22 protein-coding genes are annotated in these 20,567 nt (G+C 70.3%); 9 read left to right on the plus strand and 13 right to left on the minus strand.

Annotation, left to right across the window (positions count from 1 at the left end; translation table 11 throughout):
- Positions 1–42: 42 nt before the first annotated feature.
- Positions 43–1,098: a LacI family DNA-binding transcriptional regulator gene (locus AB0J69_RS24890; RefSeq protein WP_364121545.1), complete on the plus strand. Its 1,056-nt coding sequence runs from the start codon at positions 43–45 to the stop codon at positions 1,096–1,098.
- Between the two features lie 33 nt (positions 1,099–1,131).
- Here AB0J69_RS24890 and AB0J69_RS24895 read toward each other — a convergent pair whose 3' ends face one another.
- The 5 genes from AB0J69_RS24895 to ctaD form a co-directional block, all read right to left on the minus strand.
- Positions 1,132–1,464, minus strand: a complete 333-nt coding sequence (locus tag AB0J69_RS24895) for a YnfA family protein (RefSeq protein WP_364121548.1) — start codon at positions 1,462–1,464, stop codon at positions 1,132–1,134.
- A gap of 59 nt (positions 1,465–1,523) precedes the next feature.
- Complete coding sequence (locus tag AB0J69_RS24900) at positions 1,524–1,661, minus strand: hypothetical protein (protein WP_364121551.1); 138 nt, start codon at positions 1,659–1,661, stop codon at positions 1,524–1,526.
- Between the two features lie 289 nt (positions 1,662–1,950).
- Positions 1,951–3,036, minus strand: coding sequence for a protein kinase family protein (locus AB0J69_RS24905; RefSeq protein ID WP_364121554.1), 1,086 nt, complete (start codon positions 3,034–3,036; stop codon positions 1,951–1,953).
- A gap of 51 nt (positions 3,037–3,087) precedes the next feature.
- A complete protein-coding gene (locus AB0J69_RS24910) occupies positions 3,088–3,345 on the minus strand; it encodes a hypothetical protein (RefSeq protein ID WP_364121557.1) in 258 nt (85 codons plus the stop codon).
- Positions 3,346–3,350: 5 nt separating this feature from the next.
- The gene (gene ctaD, locus AB0J69_RS24915) at positions 3,351–4,991 is read right to left on the minus strand and encodes a cytochrome c oxidase subunit I (protein ID WP_364121718.1); all 1,641 of its coding nucleotides are present in this window, start codon (positions 4,989–4,991) and stop codon (positions 3,351–3,353) included.
- Between the two features lie 349 nt (positions 4,992–5,340).
- On the opposite strand from ctaD, the gene AB0J69_RS24920 reads away from it, so the two are divergent.
- A complete protein-coding gene (locus tag AB0J69_RS24920) occupies positions 5,341–6,264 on the plus strand; it encodes an AEC family transporter (RefSeq protein WP_364121560.1) in 924 nt (307 codons plus the stop codon).
- Between the two features lie 478 nt (positions 6,265–6,742).
- On the opposite strand, the gene AB0J69_RS24925 is transcribed toward AB0J69_RS24920, so the two are convergent.
- Together AB0J69_RS24925 and AB0J69_RS24930 are read right to left on the minus strand one after the other, a co-directional pair.
- Positions 6,743–7,579, minus strand: a complete 837-nt coding sequence (locus AB0J69_RS24925; protein WP_364121562.1) for an aminotransferase class III-fold pyridoxal phosphate-dependent enzyme — start codon at positions 7,577–7,579, stop codon at positions 6,743–6,745.
- Positions 7,489–8,037: an aminotransferase class III-fold pyridoxal phosphate-dependent enzyme gene (locus AB0J69_RS24930; protein WP_364121565.1), complete on the minus strand. Its 549-nt coding sequence runs from the start codon at positions 8,035–8,037 to the stop codon at positions 7,489–7,491. Before AB0J69_RS24930 ends, AB0J69_RS24925 begins: the two co-directional genes overlap by 91 nt.
- A gap of 115 nt (positions 8,038–8,152) precedes the next feature.
- Between AB0J69_RS24930 and AB0J69_RS24935 the strand changes: the two genes are divergently transcribed.
- Genes AB0J69_RS24935 through AB0J69_RS24955 form a run of 5 tightly spaced genes read left to right on the plus strand, consistent with a single transcriptional unit; the run spans position 8,153 to position 13,038 of the window.
- Positions 8,153–9,001: a fumarylacetoacetate hydrolase family protein gene (locus tag AB0J69_RS24935; RefSeq protein ID WP_364121568.1), complete on the plus strand. Its 849-nt coding sequence runs from the start codon at positions 8,153–8,155 to the stop codon at positions 8,999–9,001.
- 9 nt (positions 9,002–9,010) lie between these two features.
- Positions 9,011–10,090, plus strand: a complete 1,080-nt coding sequence (locus tag AB0J69_RS24940; protein WP_364121571.1) for an AraC family transcriptional regulator — start codon at positions 9,011–9,013, stop codon at positions 10,088–10,090.
- Between the two features lie 10 nt (positions 10,091–10,100).
- Positions 10,101–11,033, plus strand: a complete 933-nt coding sequence (locus AB0J69_RS24945; protein ID WP_364121574.1) for a BadF/BadG/BcrA/BcrD ATPase family protein — start codon at positions 10,101–10,103, stop codon at positions 11,031–11,033.
- The gene (locus AB0J69_RS24950) at positions 11,030–12,265 is read left to right on the plus strand and encodes a hypothetical protein (RefSeq protein WP_364121577.1); all 1,236 of its coding nucleotides are present in this window, start codon (positions 11,030–11,032) and stop codon (positions 12,263–12,265) included. Before AB0J69_RS24945 ends, AB0J69_RS24950 begins: the two co-directional genes overlap by 4 nt.
- Positions 12,262–13,038, plus strand: a complete 777-nt coding sequence (locus AB0J69_RS24955; protein ID WP_364121580.1) for an SIS domain-containing protein — start codon at positions 12,262–12,264, stop codon at positions 13,036–13,038. Before AB0J69_RS24950 ends, AB0J69_RS24955 begins: the two co-directional genes overlap by 4 nt.
- Before the next feature lie 18 nt (positions 13,039–13,056).
- On the opposite strand, the gene AB0J69_RS24960 is transcribed toward AB0J69_RS24955, so the two are convergent.
- The 6 genes from AB0J69_RS24960 to AB0J69_RS24985 form a co-directional block, all read right to left on the minus strand.
- A complete protein-coding gene (locus AB0J69_RS24960) occupies positions 13,057–14,373 on the minus strand; it encodes a transcriptional regulator (protein ID WP_364121583.1) in 1,317 nt (438 codons plus the stop codon).
- Between the two features lie 8 nt (positions 14,374–14,381).
- Positions 14,382–15,188, minus strand: a complete 807-nt coding sequence (locus AB0J69_RS24965; RefSeq protein ID WP_364121586.1) for an amidohydrolase family protein — start codon at positions 15,186–15,188, stop codon at positions 14,382–14,384.
- A complete protein-coding gene (locus tag AB0J69_RS24970) occupies positions 15,185–15,922 on the minus strand; it encodes an amidohydrolase family protein (RefSeq protein WP_364121589.1) in 738 nt (245 codons plus the stop codon). The genes AB0J69_RS24965 and AB0J69_RS24970 overlap by 4 nt, the downstream gene beginning before the upstream one ends.
- Before the next feature lie 14 nt (positions 15,923–15,936).
- Positions 15,937–16,614 carry a heparinase II/III family protein gene (locus AB0J69_RS24975; RefSeq protein WP_364121592.1) on the minus strand — a complete coding sequence of 226 codons (678 nt, stop codon included), beginning with the start codon at positions 16,612–16,614 and terminating at the stop codon, positions 15,937–15,939.
- Between the two features lie 104 nt (positions 16,615–16,718).
- A complete protein-coding gene (locus AB0J69_RS24980) occupies positions 16,719–16,868 on the minus strand; it encodes a hypothetical protein (RefSeq protein ID WP_364121595.1) in 150 nt (49 codons plus the stop codon).
- Positions 16,869–17,418: 550 nt separating this feature from the next.
- Positions 17,419–17,811 (minus strand): hypothetical protein, encoded by a 393-nt coding sequence (locus AB0J69_RS24985; RefSeq protein WP_364121597.1) that lies wholly within the window; start codon positions 17,809–17,811, stop codon positions 17,419–17,421.
- A 1,766-nt stretch (positions 17,812–19,577) separates the two neighbouring features.
- Here AB0J69_RS24985 and AB0J69_RS24990 point away from each other — a divergent pair.
- Positions 19,578–19,742, plus strand: a complete 165-nt coding sequence (locus AB0J69_RS24990) for a hypothetical protein (RefSeq protein WP_364121721.1) — start codon at positions 19,578–19,580, stop codon at positions 19,740–19,742.
- Complete coding sequence (locus tag AB0J69_RS24995) at positions 19,739–20,098, plus strand: hypothetical protein (RefSeq protein WP_364121600.1); 360 nt, start codon at positions 19,739–19,741, stop codon at positions 20,096–20,098. The genes AB0J69_RS24990 and AB0J69_RS24995 overlap by 4 nt, the downstream gene beginning before the upstream one ends.
- Positions 20,099–20,567 lie beyond the last annotated feature (469 nt).

Genomic DNA, 20,567 nt, shown 5'->3' on the forward strand with positions numbered 1-20,567 from the left:
CAGCAGTGGACAACCTGGTTATTGCTAATGCACAATCGGGACATGTCGCGATCAAGGGGAGGGCCCAGCCAGGCGGACATCGCACGGGAGGCGGGCGTGTCGCAGTCGACCGTCTCGATGGTGCTGACCGGCTCGGGCGACCTCGGCCGCATCTCGGCCGAGACACAGCGCAAGGTGCTCAGGGCCGCCCGGCAGCTCAAATACGTATCCGCGGGCCAGCAACGCGCGGCGGGCGGCGGCCGGCAGGCGCCGCTGCTGCTCGGCGTGCACACGTTCGAGCCGATCTTCCCGACCAGCGCCCGGGACTACTACTTCGAGTTCCTGCAGGGCATCGAGGAGCAGGCCGGGATCGAGGGCTGCAACCTCGTCCTGTTCACCGCGGCCCCGAACGAGGACGGCGTACGCCGCATCTACAGCGGCTCCACGAACGGGCTGCGCCAGGCCAACGGCAGCCTGCTGCTCGGCCACCACACGCACCGCGAGGACCTGACACGGCTGGCCGCCGACCGGCACCCGTTCGTCTACATCGGCCACCGCGAGGTCCCCGGCACGGAGATCTCCTACGTCGGCGGCGACTACCGCGCCGCCACCGGCCGGATCGTGGACGACCTCGTCGGCCTGGGCCACCGCACCTTCGCCTACCTCGGCGAGGCCAAGCGCGACGAGCCGCAGACCGACCGGTGGGAGGGCTTCCGCGCCGCCCTGGAGCGCTTCGGGCTGCCGGTGCCCGAACCCGTTTTCGCCCGTCCCGACGACCTGACCGCCCAGTGGCTGGACCAGACCGTCCGCGACGGCGCCACCGCCGTCCTCGTCGAGGCGGTCAGCCTGATCCGGGTGCTGGTCGCCATGGCCCGGCTGCGCGGCCTGGAGATCCCCGGCGACCTGTCGCTGGTCCTGCTCGTCGACGACCCCGGCGGCGAGTCCGGGCTGGACCCGCTCGCCACCCTCCGCATCCCCCGCAACGCCATGGGCCGCCGCGCGGTGAACCTCCTGACCTCGCAGATCACCGACCCGGCCGGCGACTACGAGCGCCAGATCCTGCTGCCGTGCACCCACACGCTCGACGGCACGGTGGCGCCTGCGCGCCCCTCCCCCTGACGGCGCGGACGCACCCCTTCGCGGCCCGCGAGGTCAGCCGCGCGGAGCGTACATGATCACCGCGACGCCCACCAGGCAGATCAACGCCCCGATCACGTCCCACCGATCGGGGCGGAACCCGTCCATCACCATGCCCCAGGCCAGCGAGCCGGCGACGAAGACGCCGCCGTAGGCGGCCAGGATGCGGCCGAAGTTCGGGTCCGGCTGGAAGGTGGCGACGAACCCGTACGCGCCCAGCGCCAGCACTCCCGCGCCGATCCACAGCAGGCCGCGCTGCTCCCGACAGCCCTGCCAGACCAGCCACGCGCCGCCGATCTCGGCGACGGCGGCCAGGACGAACAGGGCGATGGAGCGCAGCACGGCCATGCCGATCACCTTAGGCGCCCGTGGCTCCGGTGATGCGCAGGTCCCGGCCGGTCAGGCGGTCAAGCAGCCCGGCCGGTCAGGCGGTCGAGCACCCCGGCCGGATCGCCGCCGATGGTGTCGGGCAGCTGGTGGAGCTCCTCCAGCAGCGCCCGGGCGACCTCGTCGTCGCTCACCGCGCAGTCCCACAGCGACCTCACCGCCCTCGACGGTGATGTCGAAGGCGAAGAACGCACAGCAAGGGTCAGCGTGGACACCGCACGCTTCTACGAGCGCCGCGGCGTGCTGCCCCCGCCCGGCGCAGGCCGTCGGGCTACCGCGTCTTCGGCCCCTCGGTGGTGGAGCGGATCCGGATGGACGCCAAGATGGCCGAGCTGGCCCGCGCCCGCCGCGCCACCGCGCCGCCGTCGAGGGCCTGGCCGACTGCCGCGCCGGCCGCTGCCGCCTCCTGCCCGGTCCCCCGAGCTGACCGGTCAGCTCGGGGACCGGTCAGCCGGTGGCCGGCTGCTCGGCGACCCGGCGGACCTCCTCCACCGGGTACGGCGTCTTCCTGCTCTCGTCCATCAACTTCCCGTAGAAGTCCCACATCACGCCGGTGAGCGGGCTGTAGCGGGAGAGCAGCTCGGCGATCTCCCCGGGAACCCCGGTGGGCCGCTCGCCCCCGGCCCAGGCCCGCACCAGCGCGCGCCGCTTGTCCCGGTCGGGCCGGTAGAGCGCGGCGACCAGCCAGTGCACCAGATAGGACATCGTGTAGGTCTCGTCGTAGGTGCGGTGCAGGCGCAGGAAGTCGCGCTCCTCCGGCGACAGGGCGAACCGGGAGGAGGTGGCCAGCCCGAAGTCGGTGAAGTAGAGGCGCCGCCCGTCGGTCATGATGTTCCCGAAGTGCGTGTCGAAGTGCATGAGCCCGCGGGAGTTCATGAAGGACACCCCTTCGCGCAGGCGCCGGTCCGCGACGGCGCAGGCCCGGACGGCGGCCTCGTCGCCCGCCTCCACCTGGGTGTTCAGCCACTGGTGCAGGTTCTGCGGGAGGTGCTCCAGGAACAGCGTGAGGCTCGCCGACGACGTGCGGAGCGCCTCGATGCGGCGGCGCACCTCCGCCCCGCCTCCCCAGTAGGCGACCGCCCGGTCCACGTCGGCCAGCTGCTCGACCAGGGCGGGCGCCGGGTGCGGGAGCACGCGCCAGTGGTACATCAGCGGGAATCCCGCGAACTGGTCCGCCAGCACCCAGTCGGTGGTCATCGTGTGCGCCGCGAGCTCCCGCCAGGCGCCGAAGCCCGGCGAGCCGATCAAGCCGATGCCGTACTGGCAGAAGGGCGGCATTCCGAACAGGTTGGCCGTGGAGCGCACGTTGCCGGGCTGCCGTTCCAGGTCGGTGAGGGTCACCCGCTTGACGAAGACCGGCGTTCCCTCGACCTCCAGCCGCGCCGACGTCCCGCCGATGCCGGTGCCGAGCGGGACGGCCGCCTCGTCCAGCAGCCGGGCCAGCTCGTCGTCGCCGAGCAGGGCCAGCGACGTGGAGACGGCCGCGTACGAGGTCAGCCGCGCCTGACGCGACCTGGAAGTTTCCTGCGACACCGGTCCTCCGATCCGGCCCGCCGCGCCCGTCCGGCCCGGCCCGGGCGATGATCAGCCTAGCGACCCGGCCGCCGGACCAGTCCCGCAGGAGAGGATCACCAGGGTCAGGACGGCGGTCACGGCCAGCACAATGGCCAGGATCGCGACCACCTCCCACCGGCTGACGTGCGGGGCGAAGCGCTGCGGGCCCTCCCGGCAGGCCCGGGCGTTGAACTCCTCGAACCGGCCGGCCAGCCGGGCTCCGCCGTGCAGCAGCTCAAGCTCGATCTCCGCCAGGATCAGCCGCTCTTGCGGCGACAGGCTGTCCATGGCGCTCACTCCACTTCGGCCGCGCGGCCGAAGTGCGGATGGTGCAGGTCGAAGGCCGGTCGTTCGGAGCGGATGCGCGGGATGGAGCTGAAGTTGTGCCGGGGCGGCGGGCAGGAGGTGGCCCATTCCAGTGAGTTGCCGAAGCCCCAGGGGTCGTCGACGACGACCTTCTTCCCGTGCCGCGCGGTGTACCAGACGTTGTAGAGGAACGGCAGCGTCGAGGCGCCCAAGATGAACGCGCCGATCGAGGAGATCATGTGCAGGTCGGTGAAGCCGTCGGCGGCGCTGTAGTCGGCGTAGCGGCGCGGCATGCCGGCCACGCCCAGCCAGTGCTGGACGAGGAACGTGGTGTGGAAGCCGATGAACAGCAACCAGAAGTGCAGCTTGCCCATCCCGTCGTGCAACATCCGGCCGGTCATCTTCGGCCACCAGAAGTAGAACCCGGCGAACATGGCGAACACGACGGTGCCGAAGACCACGTAGTGGAAGTGGGCCACGACGAAGTAGGTGTCGGTGATGTGGAAGTCCAGCGGCGGCGAGCCGAGGATCACCCCGGTCAGGCCGCCCAGCAGGAACGTGATGAGGAACCCGACCGCGAACAACATCGGCGACTCGAACGTCAGGTGCCCGCGCCACATCGTGCCGGTCCAGTTGAAGAACTTCACCCCGGTCGGGACGGCGATGAGGAAGGTGAAGAAGGAGAAGAACGGCAGCAGCACCTGCCCGGTCGGGAACATGTGGTGCGCCCAGACGGTCATCGACAGGCCGGCGATGGCGATGGTCGCGCCGACCAGGCCGATGTAGCCGAAGACGGGCTTGCGGCTGAAGACGGGCAGCACCTCGGTGATGATCCCGAAGAACGGCAGGGCGATGATGTACACCTCGGGGTGGCCGAAGAACCAGAACAGGTGCTGCCACAACATCGCGCCGCCGTTGGTGGGGTCGTAGACGTGCGTGCCGAGCTTGCGGTCGGCCTCCAGCGCGAGCAGGGCGGCGGCCAGCACGGGGAACGCCATCAGCACGAGCATGCTGGTCAGCAGCACGTTCCAGGTGAAGATCGACATCCGGAACATGGTCATGCCCGGAGCCCGCATGCAGATGATCGTGGTGATGAAGTTGACCGCGCCGAGGATCGTACCCAGGCCGGCCAGGCTCAGCCCCATGACCCACAGGTCCCCGCCGGCGCCGGGTGAATAGATCGCGTCCGACAGCGGCGTGTAGGCGAACCAGCCGAAGCTGGCCGCTCCCGAGGGAGTCATGAAACCGCTGACCGCGATCAGCCCGCCGAACAGGAACAGCCAGAAGCTGACCGCGTTCAGCCGGGGGAAGGCCACGTCGGGGGCGCCGATCTGCAGGGGCATGACGACGTTGGCGAACCCGGCGAACAGCGGGGTGGCGAAGAGCAGCATCATGATCGTGCCGTGCATGGTGAACAGCTGGTTGTACTGCTCGTTGGTCATCAGCTGCAGGTTCGGGTGGATCAGCTCGGCCCGGATGAGCAGGGCCATCACGCCCGCGAACGCGAAGAACATGAAGGAGGCGATCAGGTACATGTAGCCGATGACCTTGTGGTCCGTGGTCGCCAGCCAGCTCGCCAGCAGTCGTCCCTTGGACGTGACCGCGACCGGCGTCAGGGCGGACGTCAACGGCTCGTCAGTGCGCGGTTCGTCGATGGTCACCGGAGATCCCCCATTTGCCCCGTGATGCCTGCGACGCCCGGCCCGGCAGCTTGTTTCCCAGGTCAGGGTCGTACGACGGGCTTTACCCCCTCCCGTGAGCACTATCCGGGCCGTACCGTTTCTGGGGATTCTCTGTACGCGACCCTCCGCACTCCTTGACCCCGGACCGGCCCTCCGCCCCGCCGCGCACCCGTCCCCCGACCCCGTCGAGCACGCACACCGCCCGCGCCACTGGTGAGCCCCGGCACAGGTGCTCTACCAGGCCACACGAGAGGTCTCCGATACGCTCCTGAACGTCCAGTTTGGGAGGTATTGGGTGTCGGGGGTTGTCGCGGCGTTCGCCGCTCTGGTGTCGGTCGCCGTGCTCGGCTACGTCATCGGTGTCATCGGGCTGCTGCGGGCCAGCGACGAGCTGGTGCTGTCCCGGCTGGCGTTCTTCGTGGCGACGCCGGCGCTGATGTTCGCCACCGTGTCCAAGGCCGACCTCGGCGCGCTGCTGTCGCCGGTGCTGCTCACCGAGGTCATCGCGGTGGCGTTCACGCAGCTCGTGTTCGTCCTGGTGGCGAAGCTGGCGTGGCGGCGCACCACGGGGGAGGCCACGATCGGCGCGCTCGCCTCCTCCTACGTCAACGCCGGCAACCTCGGCGTGCCCATCTCGCTCTACGTGCTCGGGGACGCCGCGCTCGTCGCCCCCGTGCTGCTCTTCCAGTTGCTGGTGCTCACCCCGCTCTCGTTCCTGATCCTCGACAAGGGCTCCCGCTCGCCACGGGCGGCGCTGCTGCTCCCGCTGCGCAACCCGCTCACGGTGGCCTCGCTGCTCGGGCTCGCGTTCGCGCTGAGCGGGATCTCGCTGCCGGTCACGGTCATGCGGCCGATCGACCTGCTCGGCGGCGCGGCCGTACCCGTCGCGCTGCTGGCCTACGGCCTGAGCCTGTACGGCTCGCGCCGCACGACGACCGCTCCCGAGGAGAACGGCGTCGGCAAGGACATCTTCCTGGCGGCCACGCTCAAGGCGTTCGTCCAGCCCGCGGTCGCGTACGTCACCGCCCGCTTCCTCCTGGGCCTGGACGGCACGCACCTGCTGGCCGCCACCCTGTTCGCGGCACTGCCCACCGCCCAGAACATCTACGTGTACGCCGTCACCTACGACACCGGCAGACGCCTGGCGCGCGGCGCGGTCCTGCTGACCACGGGCCTGTCCATCCCCATCATGACCGCGATCGGTGCCACGCTGGGGTGATGCGGAGCTGATCGAGTGTGACGGCGCACGTCTCCGGCCTCGGCGATCTTCTTCCCGATGAAGATCTTCGGGCGGGTTCCTGCGCGCAGAGCTGATCACTCAGGAGACTGGCCATGGCCGCTTCCATGGTGGTGTGGATGTGCGATGCGAGCCACACGCCGGTGATCTGGAGCACGCGGGCCGGCACATCGCGCACGCCCACCAGCCTAGTTCTGCAGATCGGACTGCAGGCTGGCCCAACCCGCATCGAAGAAGGCGATTCGACACCAGGGCCGCGCCCGAGTAGCCCAGCCGCTCGCCCCGACTCTCCATAGCGCGACACCCGGCCCGACAAGAGTCGGGCAGCCGGGAGGGATCTCACCTCCCGGCTCCCACAGATCCGTACGCAAACTGCCACCCTGGTCGCCAGACGGCGGGCATGGCGGTGATCCCGAACGCCAGTGCGCGAACAGCTGACTCGGCTGGTACGTCGTGACGGTCAGAGCGAGTTCAGCGCCGCCGAGAACGCCTCGACGGTGGCGGCGACGTCCTCCTCGGTGTGCGCGGTGGACAGGAACCACAGGCCGCGCGGCACCATGTTGACCCCGCGATCGAGCAGTGCGGCGTGCAGGCGGCCCATCATGGCCCGATCCGTCGCCGCGAAGTCGCGGTAGTCGCGCACGGCGGGCGCCTCGGTGAAGTAGGTCTGGATGACCGGTCCCGGCCCGTCGACCAGCATCGGGACCCCCGCCTTGGCCGCCGCCTCCGACAGGCCGCGCATCAGCTCCCGGCCGCGCGCGTACAGGGTGCCGTACACCTCGTCGCGCTGCTCGTCGAGGATGCACAGGGTCGCCTCGGCGGCGGCGATGCCGATGGGCTGGGAGTTGAACGTGCCCGCGTGCGCGACCTTGCCGGAGGAGATGGCATCCATGACGAAGGCGCGTCCGGCGAGCGCCGAGACCTGCATCCCGCCCGCCATCGCCTTGCCGAACACGGACAGGTCCGGGGAGACGCCGAGGTACTCCTGGGCGCCGCCGGGAGCGAGCCGGAACCCGGTGATGATCTCGTCGAAGACGAGCAGGCTGCCGTGACGGTCGCAGAGCTCGCGCACGGCCTGGAGGTAGCCGGGGTCCGGCTCGATGGCGCCGGTGTTGCACAACACCGGCTCGGTGACCACGGCGGCGATCTGCCCCGCGTGCTCATCCATCAGCCGGGACAGGGCTTCGAGGTCGTTCCAAGGACAGATCACCAGGTCGGCGGCCTCCGGCTGACCCGCCGTACCGGGAACGGCGGCCGGGCGCTCGGCGGGGCCCGCGGCCTCCAGCGGCGGATGCACGCGGTGGGAAACGGGTCCAGCCAGCCGTGGTAATGCCCCTCGAACTTGAGGATCTTGGGCCGCCCGGTGAAGCCGCGCGCCAGCCGCCAGGCGGCGTGCACGGCCTCCGAGCCCACGGTGTTGAACCTGACGTGCTCGGCCCAGGGCACCATGGCGCAGAGCCGTTCGGCCACGCGGGCCTCCGCCGCGTGCTGGGCGGAGTAGACGATGCCCCGGGACACCTGCGCGGTGACGGCCTCGACCACCGCGGGCGGGCAGTGGCCGAGCAGCGCCGGCCCCTGGCCGAGCACGTAGTCGAGGTAGGTGTTGCCGTCGACGTCCCAGAGCCGCGCGCCCGCCGCCCGGTCCACGTAGAGCGGGACGCCGGCCATGCGGCGGGCGTCGCTGGAAACGCCGCCGGCGATGTGGCGCTGGGCGGTGATGTACAGGCCGCGACTGACGTCCAGTGTCCGGGTCATGCCGACCATCAAACGGTGAGACGTCGCCGGGCCACAAGAAAGAGGGCAAGAAGCAGGTTGTCAGCGCAATTTTCGGTGCTTGTGGTGGTCGCGGGCCCTTGATGGGGTTGCGGTCATGTTCCTTGGACGTATTCGGCGGACCTCCTCCGGCCCGGTCGAGCTGGTGGCCCTGCACTCGGACGGTGGCCTGCTCAGCCTGGCCGACCTGGGTGACGACCCGGTGGCCGCCCTGCGCGCGTACGGACTCGACCGGCTCACCGAGTTGGTGGACGAGCGTTCGTCAGGGCCTCTGCTGGACCAGAGCGCGGTGCTCTTCGAGCCGCCGGTGGCGACCTGCACGAAGATCTGCTGTCTGGCCCTGAACTACCGCGCGCACGCGGAGGAGAGCGGCATGGAGGTGCCCTCCGAGCCGGTGCTGTTCTTCAAGCCGCCGTCCGCGCTCACCGGTCACAACCGGCCGGTCGTGGCGCCCGCCCGTACCCGCCATCTGGAGCACGAGGTGGAGCTGGCGGTCGTCATCGGTCAGGTCACCAGGGACCTGCCCGCGGACCGGTGGCAGGAGGCCGTGGCCGGCTACACCGTGATCAACGACATGACGGCCCGCGACCTGCAGCTCGCCAACATCGCCAGGAACGCTCCCTGGGACCAGTCGAAGGGGTTCGACACCTTCGCACCGGTCGGCCCGTTCCTCGCGACGGTGGACGAGGTGCCGGATCCGCAGGCGCTGGAGCTGGTCCTGGAGGTCGACGGCGAGGTCAGGCAGCAGGCGAACACCAAGCAGATGGTCTTCGACCTCCCCCGGCTGATCGAGGACCTGTCCGACGGGATGACCCTGATGCCCGGCGACCTGATCGCGACCGGAACCGTGGCCGGAATCGCCCCGCTCAAGGACGGCGACACCATGCGGGCGACGGTGGCGGGAGTCGGCACGCTGGTAAATACGGTCAAATTTCGGTCAGCCTAAAGTAGAGGCATGGACTACGCTGTGGCTGCCCTGGTGGACATCGACGACTACGTGGCCTCCGAGCAGGCTCGGGGAAGGCCGTGGGCGCGCCGCCAGATCCAGCACGCCGACCAGGTGGTGCGGGCGGCCACCCGCAGCCGTCCCGGGGCCACCTGCCGGCCGCAGCCGCCCGAGGAGTGGCTCGTCCTGCTGACCGGAGCCGACCCCGATGCCCTCATGAGCGACGCGGTGGCGCTGGCGGAGGAGGTGCGCGCGTGCCTGGTGCGCGAGACGGCGTGGACCGCCACCGTCAGCCTCGGCCCGCCGAGCCTGGCGGGCGGTGGGACGGCCGAGCACGACGCCAGGCTGGCCAACGACTACAAACTCGTGCTCGGTGGCGACCGGGTGATCGCCCCGCCGTCGCCGGCGCGGGCGCCGCTCGCGCCTCCCGTCCGCATCGAGCAGGAGCTCTCCAGGCGGGTACGCGCCGGCGACCACAACGGTGCGGCGGGCCTGCTCGCGGGATGGGTGGACCGGTGCGCCCGCGAGCGGGACGTGGACCCCCGGACGCTGCGCAACTGGCTCATCGGGCAACTGCTGTTCGTGGTGGATGTGGCCAACCGGGCCAGGCTGACCGATGGCTCGACCGACTGGGTGGAGGCGTGCGCCCGGCTGCCGATCGAGGACATCGTCTCGGTCGGCGGCATCCACGAGCGCTCCTACCTGCACATCTGGTTGCGCGAGACGCTCGGCCGGCTCATGCCGCCGCCTCCGCGCCGGGACGTGCTCGCGCTGGCCGAGGCGTACCTCGCCGAGCACTACACCGATCCGGGGCTGCGCCTGGCGACGGTGGCGGAGGCGGTGAGCGCGAGCCCGTTCTACATCTCGCACCTGTTCGCCGAGGAGCGCCGCACCACCTTCCTGCGCCACCTCACCGGCCTGCGGCTGCAGCACGCGCGCCGGCTGCTGACCACCTCACCGCTGCCCATCGACGTCATCGCCACCCACACCGGCTACCTGAGCGCGAAAGCGCTGCGCGGTGCGTTCCGGCGGCACGTCGGCTGTTCCCCGACCGAATACCGCAGGGCCGGCCTCCGGCCCGGCTCGTGATGGAGGGCGCATGGACCTGGCGATCGACGGCGGCCAGACGGGGCTGCGCCTCGGCCTGGCGAGCGGCGGCCGAATCCGGGAGGTGCACGAGAGGCCCGGCCTGTCCTACGCCGAGGGCTCGCCGGTGGCGGCGGTGCTGTCACGGATCGGCGACGGCTGGGGTGAGCTCGACACCGTCTGCCTCGGCCTGACCACCATCCTCGACGACCCGGAGCAGTTGGCCGCGCGGCTGCTCGGGACGGCCCGGCGGGTGCTGATCACCACGGACGTGGTCACCTCGCACGTGGGCGCGTTCTCGGGCGGGCCGGGCGTCGTGCTGGCCGCGGGCACGGGCGCGATCGCCCTGGGCGTGAGCGCCGGCATCGGTTCCCGGCCTGCCGTCGTCCGCCAGGTGGACGGATGGGGATTCCTGTACGGCGACGCGGGCGGCGGCTACTGGATCGGGCGGCGCGGGCTGGAGGCGGCCGCCCGGGGCTTCGACGGCCGGGCCCCGAACGGCCCGCTCACCCGGCGCGCCCACGACGTCTTCGGCGACCTGTCCGAACTGCCCGCCAAGCTCTACCTTTCCCCGGACGGCGTGGCGCAGGTAGCGCGATTCGCCCTCCACGTTCTCGAAATGGCTCACGGCGGCCGGACCGGCGACGACTCGGCCGGGGACGACACGGCCCGCGCCATTGTCGGGGAGGCCGCACGGGAGTTGGCGGCCACGGTTGCCGCGGCCGCTCGCGCCCTGCCCGGCGACGCGGAGGTGCCCGTGGCGTGGACCGGCAGGCTGTTACGCGACCCGGCGCTGCGGGCCACGTTCGAGGCGGAGCTGACCCGCCTCCTCCCCCAGGCCCGCCTGCGTCCGCCGGACGGCGACAGCCTTGCGGGCGCCGCCCGGCTGGCCGCCGCCGCGGAACCGGGACCCTACGAAGCGATGATCAGGACGGTAAAGCGATGAGAGTGGGCCACGGCAGCGCCGACCTGCCCGTTCCCGACGGCACGCCGATGGGCGGCTACCTCGACCGTCCCGGCCCGTCGGCGGGCTTGCTGGACCCGCTGTCGGTGGAGGCCATCACCTGGTTCGACGGCGAACGCCGCTTCGCGCTCGCGACCGCCGACATCATCTGCGTGAACGAGGACCTGGCCCACCGGGTCAGATCGGAGGCCCGGTCGCTCGGCTGCGAGCTGTGGCTGGCGGCCACCCACACGCACTCGGGGCCGGAAACCGGCTGCGTGCCCGGCGGAGGGCCCACGCCCGGCGCGTGGCTCGACCGGCTCAGTGAGGTGGTGGGAGTGGCCGTACGACGGGCGATCGACAACGAGTGCCCGTGCGACGGTGAGGCGCGCCGTGGCGAGCTCCACGGCGTCGGCGCCGACCGCAGCCAACCGTCCGCCCCGGCGGTGGTCCCGCTCACCGTGATCGCTGTTCACGAGAGATCGGAGAAGGGCGAGCGGGTCGCGGGGGTGCTGGTGGTGCTGCCCGTTCATCCCACGGTGTTGCCGGCCACCAGCCGGCTGGTCAGTGCCGACCTGGTCGGGGCGGTGCGGCGGGCGCTGCGGGCGAGGCTCGGCCCAGGCGTGTGGGCGGTGGTCGCCACCGGTGCCGCGGGGGACATCAGCACTCGCCACACCCGGCGCGGTCAGGACGCGGCCGAGTTGGACCGCCTCGCCGGGATGGTCGCCGACCGCTGCCTGGAGCTGCTGCGGGAGCCTCCCGACCGTGCGTGGGCGGCGGGCTCCCGGGTCGCGTGGGCGGCGCGGCGGCTGGTGCTCGATCCGGCAGGACCCGGTGAGGGGGCCGTGGCCGCGGATCCGGCGGAGCTGGTCCGCGGCCTGCGTGCGGCCGAGGAGAGCGGCGATCCGGTCGCCGTCCGGATGGCCCGCAGCAGGCTGGAGGGCGTCCGGGCGCGCTCCGCCCGCGCGAACCCGATCGGCGTGCACGTGCACACCGCCCGCATCGGGCAGTTGTCCGTGGCGGGCCTGCCCGGTGAGCCGTTCCTTGCCGTGGCCGAGAGCATCACCTCGGAGGGACCGGTCATGGTGCTGGGCTACGTCAACGGGTATCCCGGCTACCTGCCGACCGCCGAGGCGTACGGACGGGCCGAGTACGAAGTGCTGGTGAGCCAGGTGGCCCCGGGCAGCGCCGAGATGCTGGCCGGCGCCGCGCGACAACTGCTGGAGGACATGTGATCGACCAGAGCACGTACGCGAACGTCGCCAGGGCTGCCGTGGAGCGAGTGCTCGGCGCGGAGGGGGCGGCGATCGAACGGGCCGGGCAGCTGATCTACGACGGGTTGCGGGCCGGTGGGGTGGTGCAGGCGTACGGCACGGGGCACTCCAGAGCGGTCGCGCTGGAGCTGGTCGGGCGGGCCGGTGGGCTGGTCCCGGCGAACCAGCTGGGCATTCGCGACCTCGCCTACTACGGCGACGCCTCGCTCCAGGGCATCCTCGACCCGAAGATCGAGCGGCAACCGGGCCTGGCACTGCGCATCTGGGAACTGGCCCACATCGAGCCCGCCGACGTCTTCGTGATCATCTCGAACTCCGGCGGCAACGCGGCGATCGTCGAAATGACCCGTCTGGCGGGCGAGCGCGGGCATCCGGTGATCGCGATCACCTCGCGGGCCCACGCGGCCGAGGCCGCCGCCCGCGAGCGAGCCGCCGGCAGCGGCTCCGGCGGTGGGCGGGTGCGGCTGGACGGGCTGGCCGACGTGGTCATCGACAACGGGGCGCCGTACGGGGACGCGGCCGTGCCGTTGCCCGGTGGCGGCGCCGTCTGCCCGGTGTCGAACGTGACCGGCATCCTGATCGCCCAGCTCCTGGTGGCCGAAGTGGCCGGCAGGTTCCTGGCCGCCGGGCAGGAACCGCCCGTCTACAGGTCCGCCAACACCCCCGGCGGCGACGCGCACAACGAGCAACTGCTCGCCGGGTACGGCGACCGGGTACGGCTGGGAGACGCGTGACGGATGCCGCCCGGGAGGTCAGGCACGCACCAGCCGGTACGGCTGGCGCGGCCGCCCCGCCTGGGCGCCCTTGACGGGGGGCACCGGCCAGGCCAGCCCCTCCTCCGCGAGGCTCTGCAGCACCCGGCGGGCGCTGCGTGGCGCGATGGACAGCACGTCGGCGACGATCTCGGCGTCCACCACCATCGCGTCCGGCCCGTCGTCGAGCCCTTGGATCAGCCGTTCGAGCAGTTGGGCCGCCTTGGTGGTGACGGCGGGCTCGGCCTCGGCACGCCTGCGCCGGCGTACCGGCAGGGACAGCACGGCGCCGTCGACGCCCACCAGGTAGGCGGCCGCCCCGCCCGCGTTGCGCGCCTTCTCGACCGCCACCATGGCGTTGGCGTCGGCGTCCCTGGCGGTGCCGCCCAGGCCGATGCCGACCTCGACCTCGACGCCGGCCTCGGAGCGGATCCGGTCCATGAACGGCGCTGCCCGCAGCCCGTCGGTGGCCTGGCCGAGCGCGCCGAGGGTGGCGGTGACGACGTAGCTGTTCTCGTCACGGGGGGCCACGGTCGCCCCCATGAGCCGGGCGTCGGCCAGCAGCGCCTGGTGCAGTTTGAGCTTGAGCTCCTGGTGCCAGTAGTTGCCGGGCCCCGAGTAGCCGGGCCGAGCGGAGGTCGCGAGCTCGACCACGACAATGGCGATCTGCGCCTCCTCCAGCCTGCTGCCGGTGCCGAGCAGCGCGGCGGTGTTGAGGGCCAGGCGCAGGGTGTGCGTGGTCGGCATCATCCGCAGGGCGGGCACCCCGGCGGTGGTCAGCGCCTTGGCGACGCTCCTTATCGTGGTCAGCGCCGCGGTGGTGGCACCCTGCCGGTAGAGCTGCTCATGGAAGCCGATGAAGCCGCGGACGGACTCCGGCTCGTCGTACTCCGACAGGTGGACGCCCGCGGTGCCGACCCCGATCTCACCATAGGCCTCGTCCACGTCGGCGGCGGGCAGCGAGTCGATGCTCACCCTGGCCGGGTCGATGCCGTGGATGAGCGCCCCGCGCAGCAGGCTGGCGTAGAGGGCGGCGCCGCTCATCGGGATGTGCGTGGCGGGCACGGGCAGCTCCCCCGCCTGCCTGGCGAGGTCGTGCTGGAGCGGACCGGTGAACAGGACGACGTCGATGCTGTCGGCGATCCGGGAGAACTTCTCGTACGTCTCGTGCTCCCCGGCGTGCGGGGCGCCCACCAGCCGCCAGTCGGCGGCGGCGGGCAGGTCGGCGGCCACCATCACGATCTGCTCGACGAGGTCGTGCGGGCCCACCACCCCGATCCCCACCCTGGACCGTGTCTCGGGACGCAACCGATCCATGTTCCTGATCACCCCACTCCCGAACGCCATCGAAGCAGACGGGTCATCGTTCCGCCGAGCACCGCCGCCCGATCCTGCTCGGCAAGGTCACTGAAGATTACCCGGCCGAGCGACATCCGGAGATCGATGAACGGGAAGTCGGACCCGTACACCACCTGGTCCGCACCCACCTCGCGCACCATCCTGGAGATGTCGGCGCCGGTGTTGAAGGAGCCGCAGATCTCCAGTATCACCCCGGGGCGCCGGAGCGCGACCTCGATCGCGTGCTCGAAGCCGAGCGGAGTGGCCCCGGCATGTCCGGCGAGGATCACCGCGCCGGGGTGTTGCGCCGCCACCTGGTCCACCATGGGCAGGTCGTTGTACGCCGAGCCGTCGTAGGTGTGGGTGAGCACGGGGCAGCCGGTCCGCTGGGCGAACTCCCACACGGGGGCGTAGCGCGGGCCGGTGAGCGGGTAGTCGTGCAGGTCGGGGTGGAGCTTGATGCCGCCGAAGCGCTCGTCGCCGCCCCACTTCTCCAGCTCCCCCACCGGGTCCTGCCAGGGGTTGACGGTCAGGTAGCCGGTGAAGCGGCCGGGCGCGAGGTCCACCGCCGCGGCGGTGGCGGCGTTGCCGGCGGCGGCGTCGAGCTGGATCACCAGGTGACTGGAGAGGACGGCGTGCGACACACCGCACCGGTCCATGACCCTGACCATCGCCTCCGGTCCCGCGTCGGGGATGAAGAACAGGCTGTACGGGCCGGCGTGCGCGTGCGCGTCGACGATCCGGACCGCGGTCTGAGGGCGCCGCTCCCGCAGCGCGGACACGAGCGGGTTCACGCGGCCTCCGCCTTCAGCAGTCCCAGCAGGGTGCCGGAGCCGATGGCGGCCACGGCCTCGTCGTCGAGTTCGGCCCAGAGCAGCCGGGTCACGGCCTCGGCAGGGTCGCGCAGCGGGGCGCCGGTGCCGAAGACGAGGCGGTACGCGCCGTACCGCTCGGCGAGCCATTCGAGCCCGCGGTGCGAGGACAGGTTGGCCAGCCCGAGGTGGACGTTGCCGGTGCGCGACAGCACGCCGGCCGCCTGCCTGAGCAGGCGGTAGCCGAGCGAGCCGACCACGATCGGCAGGCTCGGGTGCGCGGCCGCGATCGCCTCCGCGGCGGCCCAGCCGATCTGCGGCGCGTCCACCAGCAGCGGCAGCCCCGCCTCGGCGATCGCATCGAGCATCGGCGCCGCGTCCTTGCCCACCAGGTCGTAGCCGTGGTCGGCGGGATAGGCGCGGACGGCGCGGACGCCCCCGTCGAGGGCGGCGGCGACGAACTGGGCGGGCGTGCCCGTCTCCCCGCAGGTGTCGGGCAGCATCACCCAGCACGGGTGGAGCCTGGGCTCGTTCGCGACCAGGCCGAGCAGTTCCCTGTTGCCCGTCCCGGGGTCGTGCAGCCACGACAGTGTGTGGCTCACCACGGCCTCGGCGATGCCGAAGCGGTCCATCCCCGCCAGTGCCCGCGTGACCGTGCCCGGGCCGGTGTCCCTGCGGGGGTGGCGGCCGAGCATGGCGTCAGCGTCAATGAGCATGGACCGTCCAACTGTCAGGGATCGTGGGCGGCTCGTCGCGGTAGGGGAACACGCCCACCGTGAAGCGGCCGTCGCGGCGGCGCAGGCCGATCGAGTGGATCTCGCCGTACTCGGTGGTACCAGTCGTAGTACCCGGGGTCGTCGTAGGACGGCGGGCCGCCGCCTTCCCAGGCCAGCGGCACGCCCCAGCCGGACAACACGAAGTCGAGCGCGGCGTGGTGGCTGTGCGGCTCCAGCTCGTGGCCGACGTACGGACCGTAGTTGATCACCGTGTGGAAGTGGTCGTGCCGGAAGGTCGCGTAGCCACTGGCCGCCAGGTTGTGAGAGCCCTCGGCGGGCCGGTCGCCGTCGAGCCAGACGACGCCGCTGTCCTGGAGGTGCGGCACCCAGCCGGCGGGCGTCGACAGGATCGTCAGCCAGCGGCGCATGGCCTGGTAGCGGGGGTGCGCGTCGAGCTCGGGTTCGACGGCCGCGGCCCGGGCGAGCCCTTCGAGGCACATGCTGTGGTAGCCGGGCGAGCGCTCGTGGTGGCCGCCGTCGGCCCGTACGTCGTGCTCCAGGTGCTCCAGGATGCGGGCCGTCGCGACGGCGGCCCAGTCGGCCGATTCGGGCAGGTCGGCGAAGATCCTGGCGGTGTGCAGCAGCTCGCAGGCGGCGGCGACCTGAGCTCCGTCGCCGACCTGAACTGGCACGCCCGCCGCCGTTAGCGGCCGAGCCGCCGTCATCCCGGCCCGGCCCCGGCTCGATGTATCCATGAAAAAGATCAACGGTTGGGCAGAGGATTCCCCGGGTGCAGTCAGCCTGCCACACCCGACCGTTCGGGCAGCCGCTCAAGGCCGCCCTTGACGAGCCCATACTTGTCTTCGCCATGCGCGCCGAGTTCGGCCCGTGCCTGCTGGAGGTGCTCACGGGCACGGGCCGAGATCGCCCGGCTTGCGATGGGCACTCACCAAGCTTGAATCCACGGCCTGAAATCTGATGCCTGCGTTGTGAATTTGAAGCGGTACAAGCCTTACAGCTGGGAATCCATGAGCCGATCTTGTCCGGATTCTTGGAGAGGCACCCCACAGCAGATACGCCATCTGCGCTGCGCACGCCGGCAAGTACCAACTCCATCGGGGAGTTCATTGCGCTGCGGGTCACTCGTGTGGCGGCGGCGAGTTCTAGGGGCATAGGCGGCGGCTTGCGCCGATGGCGCCCTGCCCAACACCCGCCGAATCACTCGGCGGTCCGGACTGAGAGGCCAATCCACGAATGAGGCACCACCAGGTGGCGGCCACATTGGCACCTCTCGCCTGACCGGGGGTTCGGACGCTCAACGACTACTTCAAGCCTGCTCGCGATTCGATCGCACTCCGTCGCGGTTAAGTGGTGTCCTTGGCATCGTTGCGCCCATCGACTTCACAACAGCCGGGAGAAGGGGTACGCGTGCAGAACGCGCCCCTGTCTCGCCGACTTCGAGTTGTACCGGCGACCCGGGCATATGATTCCGCCGGCTACTTGAAGATCACGTCCAACAGCTTGCTGATCGGCCAAGCAACGATCGCCCCGACCAGGGCAGACAGCAACATTACGGTCTTCCAGTTCGGCTGGCGAGGGTGCGCACCAAGTGGGCGACGGTGCTGCCCTTCTTTCGCCTTGGCATCGTCCCGGAACCACATCCAGTGAATCAGGAACGAAAACACCGCGGTGGCGCCCACGCACAAGGCGAGAAATAGCACGGGACTGAAGTGCTGCTCCAGCCGACCCGCGAGGCCGTATATGACAAACAGGCTGCCTGCGGATACGCCGGCATACCAGAGCATCTTCCGCTGAGTGCGGCGTCTCTCGATACGGGTCTGGCGTTGCCAATCTTCGGCAGCAGATACGGCGCGCGGTTCCGAGTCCACAACTTGATCGTAGCTCCATCGGACCGTCCGGGAAGGGAGTGATACCTAGTGCAAACAGGCAACCTCACGATGTCGGCGACGGCGGGAACACTGGCCCTGTCCCGTTCGGAAATACGGTTTCGCGCTCAATACCAGGGGCTTTGCTGCATGATCGGGGCAGCGGCCGCGACCATCGCGGGTGTTGTTGTTGCTTGTCTGGTAGGGGGTCAAAACTCGCGCGTATCGTTTGAGCTGGGCCCGACATTTTCCACAAAGTCCAGTAGAAGGGGCTGCCCGCCGCTCATTCCTGACCGGGTCCCCATCCCCGCCCTCGCAGGCGCGTTGTCGTTCTCAGCAGTGAAAGTGACCAGGCATACGCCTCCCAACATGTGGTACGGCCCCGTGATCACCTTGATGAGCACGGGGCCGCTTCTGTCCCATCTACTTCGCCAACAGTGTCTCCCTTGTGGAGAAGCGGGGCGCTTTTCGCGTTTGCGCGGCTAGTCCTGACCATGTTCGGCCGGTGACTGGGAGGCAAGGTGGCGCGAGCGGGGTCAAGGGCCGCAGGCTCACGGACTACGGAACGAGAACCGCAGGAGCGGTCAGACGGATCTCCACGTCGTGCACTGGTTGTTCGTTCCTGAAGGACGCCAGCAGAATCTGATATCGGCGGGGTTGGACCGTAGGGGGTGGACCCAGCACAAGCCGCTGAGCGTCGGCGCGTCATACCGGATGAGAGTGCCGCCGCTGTACCTCACCGTGCCCCAGACGTCGGAATCGGGGTAGCTGCCGAGGATCCTGCAGACAGTCAGCTCCGTGTGACCGGAGTTGATCTCCGCGAAGCCCCAACTGTTTCCCACTCTGACCGTGTGAGCTTGTGCGGGTGCGGTCATGGCCAGAGTCGTCGCGGCTGCGGCGATGGCCACTTGCCCAATCCGCATGATTTTCGTACGCATGGTCGTCTCCTTCTTCCGATCTAACAGCGCAGACTCATGTCCGCTTCTGCTGACCCGAAGGCCAGGCTGACTTAAGCTTCGCCTCCGGCAAGAAACCGGACGAGGGCAGCAACCGGACACTTACCGGACATTGGACCGACCGGCTTTCGTGGCGGACGTGGCTTGGAAAGTGGGCTGGCACGTGGCCGCCACCACGGCCGCCATGCAAAGGAGGAGCGCTCCGAGCATCGGGCCTGACCGCTTCGGCGCCCACAGCGCCCTTTGGATCGACGTCGGCTCTCCACTCCGGCCGATCTGGAATTGTCGTCGGACGTCTCTGCTCAGACCATCGGCTGTAGAGCGATCAGGATCGCTTCTTTTCAGATCAACTGAAAACAGCGCAGAATGGCAGCAACGGATTCCAACCTGGACAGGTGCGCCTGATGGACCCCTTCTCCTTGCTCGCTGGGGCGGCCGTCTTCGCCGCGGGCATCGCGGTCGGCAGGCTCTCTCGGCTGATGCGCTCTTCCCATCGAAGACGCCCTCGCTGTGGATGCAAACACAACGTCGCATTCCACGACGCCAAGACGGGCGAGTGCCATGCCGTGGTCACAAAGCCTGTCGCCTGGCGCAAGTCTGGGACCCCCTATGAGTGGACTGAGGATCGATGTCCGTGTCGGCGCTACAGCGGACCGGAGCCCTTGCCTCAGTACTACGCACCGGAGCTGGCAGACGGGAATTGATCTCGCTCATGGGCTCTACCCGTGACTCCATCGCACAGATACCGCCCTCACGATCGCCTGGCCGTGGCTGGCCAACATACGGGGTCCGCGGTGAGGATCTCACGGGGGTGTGGTAGCCGTTACGCACGACCAGGCGGCGGCCGTTCTCGTCGCGCTCGGCGGCGAAGGCGGCGACGTAGGCGTCCACCTCGGCCTGCAACGCATTCCGCAGGCCAGGGAGCCCGCTTGGAACGCGGTGTTCTGCTGGAACGTCACGAGGAGAGACGCCGCATGACCACCCCCGACCGCTACGACTACTGCGGGCTCTACCTACGCGGCGCAAGCCAAGAGGCTGCGATCGAGCTGACCGCCCGCGCCACCGGCGCGACACGTGATGGCTGCCTGCTGTGCGTCGGCACCATGGAGATCGAAATCCGGCGCAATGACAACTGCACTCTCGATGGTGCCGACTTCCTCCACTGGCCGATCAAGATGGAGATCGAAAGAGGGAACGCCACCAGCCACCAGGTCATCGAGACGGTGTCCAAGATCCTCGGCCACGCCTGGCAGGCAGGCCATGACGCAGTCGCTGCCTGCGACTATGAAGACGAACTCCCCGACCACGGCGGATACCCCCGCTACCGAGACTGACCACCCACCCGATCCACAGGTATCGACAGTTGCTCAAGGGGCGCCCTCGCCGTGCTCGTCACGCCGACGCGGGCAGTCGCCCCGCGAGGAGTTCCTCGGAGCGTTCCCACAGCCTGCGGGTGCGATCGACGAGTGGGCCCCTGACCGCCGGTCCTTTCCCGGTGTGCCTTCGGCGAGCCGCACGACCTGGTCCGCTCGGGCGTGGACAGCAGGATGTTCCGGATCACCGGATTGGTGCCGAAGAAACGGATGGTACGCATGATCGGGCTGGTGGTGTCGGAGGCGAAGTTCGTCATGACGTTGCCCGAGTAGAAGCAGGCCGTCGAGAGGCCATCGGCGTGGTGGCGCCCCACCCTGGTAGGGATCTCCAGGCCGATGCCGGCGCCTTCAGCCGCTGGCTCCGTCCTCTGGAGAGACATGGTGCGGTCAAAGACGCTTGTCCAGGGTGATCGGCAGATCGTGGACGCGA

The sequence above is a fragment of the Nonomuraea sp. NPDC049709 genome, assembly GCF_040674815.1.
In the GTDB taxonomy this organism is placed as follows: Bacteria; Actinomycetota; Actinomycetes; order Streptosporangiales; family Streptosporangiaceae; genus Nonomuraea.